Raw genomic sequence first — 6693 nt, 5'->3', positions numbered from 1 at the left:
GGGAAATAAATCAGGCGCAATCCTCTGTTAAGCTGTTCCTCGATGGCTTAAGCGAAGGTCTGTACCATGTTTCTATTACCGGTATGAGCGGGAATACCGTTTCAGGAAAAATGATGAAAACAAAGTAAGATGGTTCATTGGTTAGTTAGAGTAAGCAGTCCTCAGCAATGGGGGCTGTTTTTATATCTCCCGGGAAACATCGGCCTGGGCTGCTGTATCAATCCTGTACTCAAATGCGGTACGACGCTGACTCAGCGCTTATGTCACTGTCGATGGCCTGAACGGCGGTGAATCAATAAGGATGTATGACGCAACCGGCCGGATGATCAAAGAGATAAAGGCAGTGCAGGCGTCTGTTACGATTGACCCGGAGGGATTGAACAACGGCGCCTACCATATTCACATTAGCGGAGCCAATGGTACGGTCATTTCCCGGAAGGTAGCGAAAGTGAACTAAGGCCAACGTTCATACAGGGTTTAATGGCTGAAAGCTGCAATGGCTTCAGCAAGATCAAAACGGGAGTGAGGAGGAGGTCGTCTCTAACAGGAGGCGACCTCTTTCTTTTGCTTTTCAGCACACAGGAAGGCTTGCAGGGAAAACAGGAATATTGCTCATAGCAGGTTACAGGCAGGTTCCGGAAACGATAAGTAATCCGGCCATAAGGTGGGCATCCAGACGCTCGTTATTTCATGTGTATATCATCTTCCGGAAAACTCTTTTTACATGAAAGGAGCAATGCGGGCCTGTTCATTGCCATGTGGGACTTTCCGCTTCCTGGTTTTAAGAAATGCCGTCGGGTATGTGCCCCCCGCTCGCTATATTTGTATTACAGCTCCAATCCCCGGCCATGAATAAGGTTCTTCTTCCCGTCCTTTTACTTTTATGGTTAATAGCACCTGCCCATAGCCGGCAGGTGCAAGACAGTCTGCGGCAGTTGCTGAGCACTAACAAAACGGATACAGGTCGCACCTCCCTGCTCATTCAGCTGGCGGAAGCCAGCTTCCGGGCAGGCGCCGCAGATAGCGCTATGTATTATGCACAGGCAGCCCTGGCGGTCAGTCGACGCAGCAGTAACCGCCTGTACCTGGCCAAAGCCTTCGGAATGCAGGGTATTTTACAGGTACGCTCCAATCACCTGGATGATGCCATCCGGCATTTCGAGGAAGCGCTGCAAGCATTGGAAAAGGATACCAGCACCCCTGCCCGCCAGATGAGAGCCAAAGCGTCTGGCAACCTGTCTGTCGCGCTGGGCAGGAAGGGATTGGCCGACCGTGAGCTGGCGATCCTGATCTCGCTGGTCCCCGAATTCGAAGCCTTGCACGATACCGCCTCGCTGGCCGTATGCCTGCACAACATTTCCTTTAAGCTGATTAACATTGGTCGCTATGAGCAGGGCTACCAGTACCTGCGGCGCAATATTGCCATGGCGGAACGGGGTGGTGAAAAAGAAAACACCGCCGGATCTTACACCGATATGGCATCCTTGTTGTACAAGATGGACAGTATTGCAGCCATGCCCGCCTACCTTCATAAGGCGCGAAAGCTGCTCGATCAGCTTCCCGGGTCACGGCAATGGGGTATTTACTATATCTATTCCGCTATGTATGCCAGCGCCAACGGGCAGTACAGCACAGCAGACTCTTTGCTGGAACGGGCACGCATCGTTATTGATAAGTTTAAAGACCGGCCCAACCTGTTCAACTATTATACCGCATTAATGGATCATCATAGCGCCCGGCGCCGGTGGAAAGACGCGCTGGCGGCCGCTGCCACCCTACGGCGCATGGGAGAGGAGGATAAGCTGCCGTACTATCAGCTCAATGCGCTGAAAGATATGGCCGGGCTGGAAGAAAAGCTGGGTCACCCTTTGCAGGCATTGGCCCTGTACAAGCAATACCAGCCCTTGAAGGACAGCCTGGGGTTGCAGGAAATGAATCTGCGGGTCAATGACCTGGAAATACGGTACCGTACGCTGGAGCAGGAAAAGAAGATCCTGGCCCTTCAGGCAGCCGGGGAAGCCCGGGAAAAAATACTCCAGCAGGCCCGCAACAAACAGCTACTGCTGGGCAGCTTGACGGGCTTGGTTTTACTCGGCGTTCTTTTCTCTGTGCTCTATTACCGTAACAAAAGAAAAATCATACGACAGGAGCTGGAACAGGTAAAGCAGCAGCAGCGCCTCACCTCCTACACTGCTATGCTGGAAGGCCAGGAACAGGAAAGGCTTCGTCTGGCACGCGATCTGCACGACGGCCTGGGCGGTACCCTTGCCGCATTGAAGCTCCAGCTCGACGAGGTCGCCAGGCACCCTTCGGCAGCAGCAGCGGCCGCTTCCGCACAACGGCTCGAAACGGCTATTTCCGATCTGCGGCATATCTCCCGGAATATGATGCCGGAAGTATTGCTGCGATATGGCCTCACAGAAGCGCTGAAAGACTTCACCGGTACCATCAGCCGCTCCGGCCTGCAGGTGCTGTTTCATCATAATGGCCTGGAAGCGATTACCAGCAACACAACGCAGCTGATGATCTACCGGATCGTCCAGGAGCTGGCAACCAATGTGATGCGACATGCCCGGGCCACGGAAATGCTGGTACAGGCTACATTGCAGGAAAACCTTCTGCTGATAACCATAGAAGACAATGGCACAGGCTTCGATGCTACCGCCGGACATGCAGGCGCCGGACTTAAGAATGTAACGGCCCGCGTGGAATATTTAAATGGTACCATTGAGATCACCGCCCGGAAAAACGGCGGCACGGTGATCAACATCGAATGCAGGTTAGCATAACCAGGCGCTCCTGGCTTTATATGCTCAACGGAAGATCAGGCTGGCCTGTGCACTTTATATCCTGAGTAAATTATTATCGTTTATGGGTACTTCATACCTGGTTACAATACAGCATCACCGGGTGGTAGCTGACAGCCTGGCCCAGGCTTTATTCCCTTAGATGATCGCTGTTCAGCTTTAACAATTATAAATTATAAAAAGCAGGAATCTTCTATTTACCCATAGTCGCCGTAAGTGCGGGATTGCCGGTATTATCGGTGCTGTGCTGACCCTTGCAGCTATTGGCTTTGCTGTGTTTAACTGTCTTTGACGCGTGTTCAATACAGGCGCCGCCGGTAATCCAACGAAAGCCGGCGGCGTATTTTGCTGCCGGGGTGCTTGGCTGTTTATTGAGATTACGTTTAGGAAATCCTAATTACGGGTTTTACGTACAGGGGGTTAATACAAAAAAGTAAATTTGAAGCTAACCATTAACCAACACAACTATGAACAGCCTGGCGAAAAGGATCTTATTTGATCCAATGGCCGGTAAGGTTGCCACCTTATTGGGAATTGAACTTGAAGAATATCTTCAGCTTCATCATTCAGAAATAACTCCTGTAAAAGACACATCCGGTGAGATCGTAAAATATTTTATGGTGATCAGAGCGCTCAATCCTGCCGACATCCTACGCAAATTAAAGCTGAACAGATTTGGCATGGTCTATTTTTCACCGGATGCATTTGATCCCGGTGAAAGCGCAAAAGCCTCCAATTAGGGAGCTTGTAGCCGATTCCGATTGGACAAGCAATGTATTAAGCATTGACGCCGGGGATGCGAAGCCAGTTATTTAGTAAGCGGGAAGGGAAAGAAGGCTGCCCTATCCTATCTCGGTTTATACGGCTACAATGTGCAGCGCCTTAAGCAGATACTTTGCCGGCTGACAGGATTTCGGCCGGGCAAAAGCAAATGCGCCCCGGAAAGGGAAAGATAAATGCGGGATACACAAAACATATTTCAAGCAGGAGTGTTATTAAACAAAGGGCGCTATATGGGTGATCTTGCAGTAATATAACAAGAAACGCTAACCGGATAACAAATGAACCATTTTGCAACACTGATAAACGGCAGCAAACCTGTGCTCGTAGATTTTTTTGCGACCTGGTGCGGCCCATGCAAAATGATGTCGCCCATATTGGAACAGGTAAAAAAAACCTTAGGAGACAGCATATCCATTATCAAAGTAGATGTAGACCGCAATACGGCTGCGGCAGCACAGTTCCAGGTGCAGGGAGTGCCCACGCTCATTCTTTTTAAGGAAGGCAAGATACTCTGGCGCCAGTCAGGTGTCGTGCAGGCCAGTCAGCTTATTGCAACGCTCAATCATTTGAATCTGTCCTAGGGATATCAACGGGATATGTCAATGTACCGGGATAGCATCGCAGGAACTTCTTTACCCACACCAAAAGAATGAAAAGGATAACGGCATTGCGTTGATCGTAAAAAGGCTGGCCATTAGGTCAGCCTTTACAGATCCACCTGTTTCAAATTAAATACCTTTGTTGTTATAATCTTCATCTTATGAAAATAGCATTGGCATCGCCTCTCCCTCCTGTATCCGTTGCGGATGGCTTATTACAGGCAGCGCAACTGGTGGAAAAAGCTGCAAAACAGCAGGCGGAAATTATCTGTTTCCCTGAATCGTATATACCGGGCTATCCCGGGATGGGGTTGCCTGGCGATCGGTCGCCGGAAAGAATGCAGCAGGCATTGGAACAGGTAAAGGGAATCGCCGCCAAAAATGCTATTGCCATTATTATGCCTATGGATTGGTACGAAGGGGCTTCCGTTTTAAACGTGGCCTTTGTTATTTCCGCAACCGGCGAGGTGCTTGGTTACCAGGCCAAGAACCAGCTGGACCCTACGGAAGATACTTTCTGGACTCCCGGTACAGAGCGCAATATTTTTGAAGTGAATGGCGTAAAGTTCGGTATCACCATTTGCCACGAAGGATTCCGTTACCCCGAATCAGTGCGGTGGGCCGCCCGGCACGGCGCACAAATCGTGTTTCATCCGCACTGTACCGGCAGCGATACTACCGGCGTATTGCTTACAGAATGGGGAGATAAAAATAACCCGTACTACGAGAAAGCGATGATGATGCGCGCGCTGGAAAATACGATCTACTTTGCCAGCGCCAATTACGCATTTAAATATCCTGATTCCGCCAGTTCTATCATAGCCCCTGATGGCGCATGCATTGCGCATGGGGAATATGGTAAGCCCGGTGTAACGCTGGCGGAGATCGATCCTGCACTGGCTACGGGACTGCTGGCTAAAAGGTACCGTTCAGCATTGATGTAAAATCGTATTATTCCGGGAACCGGTAGTCTGCCGTGTATGTTAGCTTTGAGGTCGTCCTTTTATTTATGTTCTCATCTCTTTAATATAGGATGCCGCTTATAATCAGCGACAATGCTATTAGGGATACAGATTATTGAAATAGATTTTTTTTAATCTCTTTTATGGACGCCTCTGCACCGATTTCCTGGCGCCTGTCGTATATAGCCTGCGCACTTTTACCGGCAAAATAACGCAGCTGGTCTTTTCCGTCAGTTGATGCCTCAAAAATTACCCGGGCAATGTCTTCAGGCGCAGAGGCGGGTTTAATCATGCCAACCATTTTCTTTTCGGTCGCCTCGTAAAACGGCAAAGCAGTTACAGCGGCATTGTGACTGAATAGCTCTGTATGGGTGCTGCTTGGAGCTACGGTCTTCACGCCAACATTGAACATCGAAAGCTCGATCGACAGACACTCACTCCAACCTTCGACCGCCCATTTGGTACCGTTGTAAATACTTGTAAACGGGAAGCCGGTATGGCCGCCAATAGAGGTCACGTTCACAAACAAACCCTTTTGAGATTTACGAAAAAAGGGAATGAATGCCTGGGTAACTCTTACAGTACCTAAAAAATTGGTTTCTACCTGCCGAACAATGTTTTCATTAGTAAATTCCTCCAAAGCGCCCAACAGGCCATAGCCTGCATTATTGACCACAACGCCAACGTCAAAAGTTGACATAACGTTTGCTACCGTATCCTTTATTTGTGCCAGATCGGTCACGTCAAGCGGAAGAATGGTAACATTTTCCAATTTCCTCAGTTCGGTTTCCTTTTCAGGTGTACGCATGGTTGCTATTACATGCCAGCCTTTAGCCTGAAATAACTTCGCGGTTGCTTTCCCGATGCCTGTTGACGTACCGGTGATAAAAACTGTTTTCATACCAAATATCTTTTGTTGAAAGCAAAATTAACCGGAACAAAGTATATCTTTGATACCTGTATCCTAAAGTATACCTGGTGCGATAATGAAAGACAAAAGAAACATTAAAGAGAACGAGCGTTTCCGTGTCAAGATCAGGGCGATCCAGGACACAATGTTCGTGCTGGGCGGCAAGTGGAGGTTGCCTGTTATTTTATCGATCTATAGTGGTAACAAGCGTTTTAATGATATTGCAGCCTCCATCCCAGAAATGACAAACAGGGTACTATCAAAAGAACTCAAGCACCTGGAAGAAAACCGGTTGATCAACAGGACGATCATCCCGGATTATCCGGTGCGCATTGAGTACACAATAACTCCTTATTGCCTGAGCACACAATCAGTAGCTGAACCTATGGAAAAATGGGGCAAGAACCATATCAAAATGCTTAAGTCTCAATAGCAGGCAGCCGGGACGAGTGTAAAGCGCTGCCCTAAGGCTGGTTTTATAAGCTTACCTCTTGAATTACCATGAGTCTGTAACAGCATTGCTGAAAATCAGCTATAGCAGGCTGCCGTGAAAAAGATGTTCGCCATTAAATTGAGTCGATAAAAAAAATGAAACCAGAAGAGCCAAATATCGCCTCCAGCTGAGAAGCCTA

At 48.8% G+C, this 6693-nt stretch carries 7 protein-coding genes; 6 read left to right on the top strand and 1 reads right to left on the bottom strand.

What is annotated here, in order from left to right; genetic code table 11:
• The first annotated feature begins 277 nt into the window (after positions 1–277).
• From DZC79_RS20585 to DZC79_RS20565, 5 genes are all read left to right on the top strand, one after another.
• Entirely contained in the window at positions 278–457 is a 180-nt protein-coding gene (locus DZC79_RS20585) for a T9SS type A sorting domain-containing protein (protein ID WP_262607370.1), read from the top strand.
• A gap of 457 nt (positions 458–914) precedes the next feature.
• A complete protein-coding gene (locus DZC79_RS20580; RefSeq protein ID WP_157977317.1) occupies positions 915–2789 on the top strand; it encodes a sensor histidine kinase in 1875 nt (624 codons plus the stop codon).
• Between the two features lie 485 nt (positions 2790–3274).
• A complete protein-coding gene (locus DZC79_RS20575; protein ID WP_118953510.1) occupies positions 3275–3547 on the top strand; it encodes a hypothetical protein in 273 nt (90 codons plus the stop codon).
• A 321-nt stretch (positions 3548–3868) separates the two neighbouring features.
• Positions 3869–4171, top strand: a complete 303-nt coding sequence (gene trxA / locus DZC79_RS20570; RefSeq protein WP_118953509.1) for a thioredoxin — start codon at positions 3869–3871, stop codon at positions 4169–4171.
• Between the two features lie 179 nt (positions 4172–4350).
• Positions 4351–5133: a carbon-nitrogen hydrolase family protein gene (locus tag DZC79_RS20565; protein ID WP_118953508.1), complete on the top strand. Its 783-nt coding sequence runs from the start codon at positions 4351–4353 to the stop codon at positions 5131–5133.
• Positions 5134–5263: 130 nt separating this feature from the next.
• Here DZC79_RS20565 and DZC79_RS20560 read toward each other — a convergent pair whose 3' ends face one another.
• Entirely contained in the window at positions 5264–6052 is a 789-nt protein-coding gene (locus DZC79_RS20560; protein WP_118953507.1) for an SDR family oxidoreductase, read from the bottom strand.
• 85 nt (positions 6053–6137) lie between these two features.
• On the opposite strand from DZC79_RS20560, the gene DZC79_RS20555 reads away from it, so the two are divergent.
• Entirely contained in the window at positions 6138–6494 is a 357-nt protein-coding gene (locus DZC79_RS20555; RefSeq protein WP_118953506.1) for a winged helix-turn-helix transcriptional regulator, read from the top strand.
• The last annotated feature ends 199 nt before the right edge of the window (positions 6495–6693 follow it).

Source organism: Taibaiella helva, from assembly GCF_003545695.1.
Taxonomy (GTDB): domain Bacteria; phylum Bacteroidota; class Bacteroidia; order Chitinophagales; family Chitinophagaceae; genus Taibaiella; species Taibaiella helva.
The sequence above is the reverse complement of the archived record's forward strand: the minus strand, read 5'-3'. Positions and strand labels throughout refer to the sequence as shown.

Excerpts from the sequence above, each read along its gene's own strand:
- DZC79_RS20575 (WP_118953510.1), top strand. The coding sequence starts at position 3,275 with ATGAACAGCCTGGCGAAAAGGATCTTATTTGATCCAATGGCCGGTAAG.
- trxA (WP_118953509.1), top strand. The coding sequence starts at position 3,869 with ATGAACCATTTTGCAACACTGATAAACGGCAGCAAACCTGTGCTCGTA.
- DZC79_RS20565 (WP_118953508.1), top strand. The coding sequence starts at position 4,351 with ATGAAAATAGCATTGGCATCGCCTCTCCCTCCTGTATCCGTTGCGGAT.
- DZC79_RS20560 (WP_118953507.1), bottom strand. The coding sequence starts at position 6,052 with ATGAAAACAGTTTTTATCACCGGTACGTCAACAGGCATCGGGAAAGCA.
- DZC79_RS20555 (WP_118953506.1), top strand. The coding sequence starts at position 6,138 with ATGAAAGACAAAAGAAACATTAAAGAGAACGAGCGTTTCCGTGTCAAG.